The sequence below is a fragment of the Pseudomonas sp. HMWF006 genome, assembly GCF_003061205.1.
GTDB lineage: Bacteria > Pseudomonadota > Gammaproteobacteria > Pseudomonadales > Pseudomonadaceae > Aquipseudomonas > Aquipseudomonas monsensis.
In genome coordinates this window covers 1-3568 of record NZ_QAIU01000334.1, presented here as the reverse complement: position 1 = coordinate 3568, position 3568 = coordinate 1, and the positions used below count along the sequence as shown (strand labels likewise).

The window sequence follows — 3568 nt, the reverse complement described above, 5'->3', positions numbered from 1 at the left end:
GGAAGGTGTTGACGCTACCAGCAACGCTGTTGTTGCCCGCGTGAACGGTGTTCAGCCTACTTCGCTCAACGTGACGCTGGCGCTGTCGTCGGTGACCCCTCCATCGTCTGCTATCGATGCTGCCGATCCATCCAAGTGGTCGCCAGTGGTCGCTAACCCGACTTCGGGTTACAAACTGGCTGCCTACACCAACTTCATCTTCGGTCAGTGCTACAAGGATGCAGCCGTGGCCGCGGACGTCAAAGCCTTCCTGACCACTCACTACAGCAACCCGGGCAACAACACTGCGACTCAGGCCCACAAGTTTGTCGCCGTGCCTAACGCCTGGAAAACCGCTGTAACCGCCAACTTCATCACCAACACCTCGGGCAACAACCTGGACATCAACAACGCCAGCGTCTGCAACGCTATCGGTCGTCCTTTGTAAGCAGGTTGGTTTAGTCAGCTGTAACGGTGGCAGCCCTCCGGGGCTGCCATTTTTTTTGGCTCCCCGCGACACAGGCCCATAAATTCATTGCCATGTCTTATGCCTGGAAGAACGCGGTCATCGCCAACTTCGTCACTAACACCACCGGCAACAACCTCGATATCAACAACCCCAGCGTTTGCAACGGCATTGGCCGGCCTCTAAACGACAAATCTTGAAACCCAATGGCGGCCCTTTCTGGGACTGCCATTTTATTCGCCCGGCATTCGGTCCCGCGGATTGCGCGAATACTCCCCCAACATGAAGTTTGTGTGACATCCGTTCGGTCGCGCCCCTCGCCAACTGCCTATGACGTAACAGCAGGTTTTTGCATGCCTGCGGCCTTGTGTGGCAATCAAAAAGGATCTCGTAGTGATGCTCGCTCACCCATCCCGTCGTCGTACCAACGTTCTGTCCTCCAAGCGTGAAACCGGGGAGCCATCGCTGTGGCTGCTCAAGCCGTTGGCGCACGCCGTGGCGTTGTGTCTGGTGGCGGGCAGCGCGCAGGCGCAGACGGCGTTCAGTTCGAGCTGGTTTGCCGCCAAGGGCGCCGCGCAGCAAGCGGCAGCGGCACGGCCGAGCGTGGGCGGATTACCGGGGATGACGCCGCCACTGGCCCAACAGCAAAAAGCCAATCAGCAATTGCAGCGCTCGATCCAGACCTTGAACAACACCGTTGCCGCGATTGCCGCGCAACAAGCGGCGCAGGCCGCCGGGCGCACTGCTGCGTTGGGCACGGTGCAGTTCGTGCCGGACGGTCTGGGTGAGGGTGGTTTGAAGGTCGACAACAGCCTGACCCAGGGCTGGCAGAACGCGAAGGGCCCGCAGCAGACTCAAGTCGATGGCAAGACCACGGTGACGATCGAGCAGACTGCCGACAAGGCGATCCTTAATTGGGAGACCTTCAACGTCGGTCGCAACACCACGGTTGATTTCGCCCAGCAGTCGAACTGGGCAGTGCTCAACCGGGTCAACGATCCAAACGCCCGGGCCAGCCAGATTCAAGGCCAGATCAAGGGCAACGGCACGGTGATGCTGATCAACCGCAACGGCATCGTGTTCAGCGGCAGTAGCCAGGTCAACGTGCGCAACCTGGTTGCGGCAGCGGCGAATATCACCGACATACAGTTCCGCGATCGAGGTCTGTTTTTCGACAGCACCGGCACTCAGCCGACCTTCACCGATGCCGCTGGCAAAGTGTTGGTGGAGCGCGGTGCCTCGATTGAAACCCACAAACCGGCGGCTTCTATCGATGCCGGCGGCTACGCGTTGCTGCTGGGCAACGAAGTGCAGAACGACGGCAACATCAACACCGCCAAGGGCCAGACCGTGCTGGCAGCCGGTGACCGATTCTACATCCGCAAGGGCTCGGGCACCGAAGGCAATGCGCTGTCCACCACCTTTGGCAGCGAAGTCATTCCGGGCTTCAAGGCCGGTGCCGTTGCGGGCAAAGTCACTAACAACGGACTGATCCAGTCGTCGACCGGCGACATCACCCTTACCGGCCACGAGGTCGTGCAAAACGGCGTATTGCTCGCCAGCACTTCAGTTGCAACACGAGGCACGATTCACCTATCCAACCCGATCAACGACGCCACGGGCAGCGTGACCCTGGGGCAGAGCAGCGCCACGGCAATCATGCTCGACAGCAGCGACATGACCGCCCTCGACAGCCAGCATCAGGCCGCGCTGGCGGGCGTCACGGCCAACAATCGGATCCGTGGCGACCAGTCGCGCATCGAGATTCAGAGCGGTGGCAGTGTCGAGTTCCTGAGCGGCTCGATCACCCTGGCCACCGGCGGCCAGGTCGCGGTCAGCGCACAGCGTCGCAGTCTGGTGCGTGACGGCGCGATGATCGATGTCTCGGGTGCCATCGGCGTCAAAGTGGCGATGGAAAACAACAGCATCAAGATCAACGTGCAGGGCAACGAGCAGCGCGATGCGTCGGTCAACCGCGAGAAAGGCGCGCTCAACAGCAATGACATCTGGGTCGATGTGCGCGAGCTGGTATACGTGCCGGCCGGCACCAACGGCTACGCCACGGATCGCTGGTACACCGCCGGTGGCCTGTTGGAAGTCGGGGGTTATCTCGGCACTCAGGGCCACAGCGTCGGCGAATGGATGGCCCAGGGTGGCACGGTGAGTTTCGCCGGCAACGACGTGGTGACGGAAAAAGGCTCGCTGATCAACCTGTCCGGCGGCACCCTGGATGTGCAGAGCGGGCAGATTCGCCAGAGCTGGCTGCGCGGCGCCGATGGACGCTTGTATGAAGTCTCCCGCGCCCCGGGGGATCTGCTCTACACCGGGCTGTACAAAGGTTATGAAGACAGCAGCGAACGCTGGGGCCAGACCAGCTATTTCTACAACCCGCTGATCGCCCCGCGTTCACGTTTCGAATCGGGTTACACCGTGGGCCGCGATGCCGGGCAACTGGTGATTTCCACAGCGAACGCCGTGCTCGACGGGCAGATGATCGGCGATGTGTATCAGGGTGAACGGCAGAATCAGGCTTCGAAACCGGTGCTCGACGGCTATCAGCAGAGTCAGACCGCGCTGGCCCGGCGTGCGCAACTGATCGTCGGCAGTTACGATCCGACCTTTGTCGCGGCGTCGAGTGGGCTGCTCTACACCCTCAATCCGTTGCTCGATCAGATACAGATCGGTGGCTCGCGCCCGGTCGCCGGCAACGATTTTGATCTGACCGGCGCGGTGTCCGATGCCCGCAAGGGCAAGCTGTATCTCGATAACGATCAGCTCAACGGATTCCGTCTCGGTGCGCTCAAGGTTTCGGCCAAGGATCAGATCGCCGTTGACGGTGGGCTTACGCTCGACAGCGGTGGCGACATCACCCTGTACGCCCCGGATGTGCAGGTCGGCGCCGACCTGACCGCTCGCGGGGGCAGCCTGCGTCTGGGCAACGTACTCAATCAGTTCACTGGCGGTGCAAACACTGACACTCGTCTGGCGGCGAAAGCCGACAAGGCGACGCAAACCCGCATCGCCGAGGGCGTACGGCTCGACACCCGCGGCCTCTGGAGCAACCTGCGCACCAATCCGGACGATAACGCCAGCCTGGCGTATCTGAACGGTGGTCTGATATCG

Annotated in this window: 2 protein-coding genes and 1 pseudogene; all 3 read left to right on the top strand. The window is 61.4% G+C overall.

The features are described from left to right. Positions 1-427 (top strand): annotated as a pseudogene (locus DBR24_RS13400) (protein disulfide reductase); the annotation flags it as partial. Positions 428-519: 92 nt separating this feature from the next. Next, the gene (locus DBR24_RS31035) at positions 520-645 is read left to right on the top strand and encodes a hypothetical protein (RefSeq protein WP_256591461.1); all 126 of its coding nucleotides are present in this window, start codon (positions 520-522) and stop codon (positions 643-645) included. A 196-nt stretch (positions 646-841) separates the two neighbouring features. Beyond that, on the top strand, positions 842-3568 hold a 2727-nt coding region (locus tag DBR24_RS13395), incomplete at its 3' end, for a filamentous hemagglutinin N-terminal domain-containing protein (RefSeq protein ID WP_128615000.1).

Bases quoted from the DNA above. Each gene is read 5' to 3' on its own strand.
- DBR24_RS31035 (WP_256591461.1), top strand. From the start codon at position 520: ATGTCTTATGCCTGGAAGAACGCGGTCATCGCCAACTTCGTCACTAAC.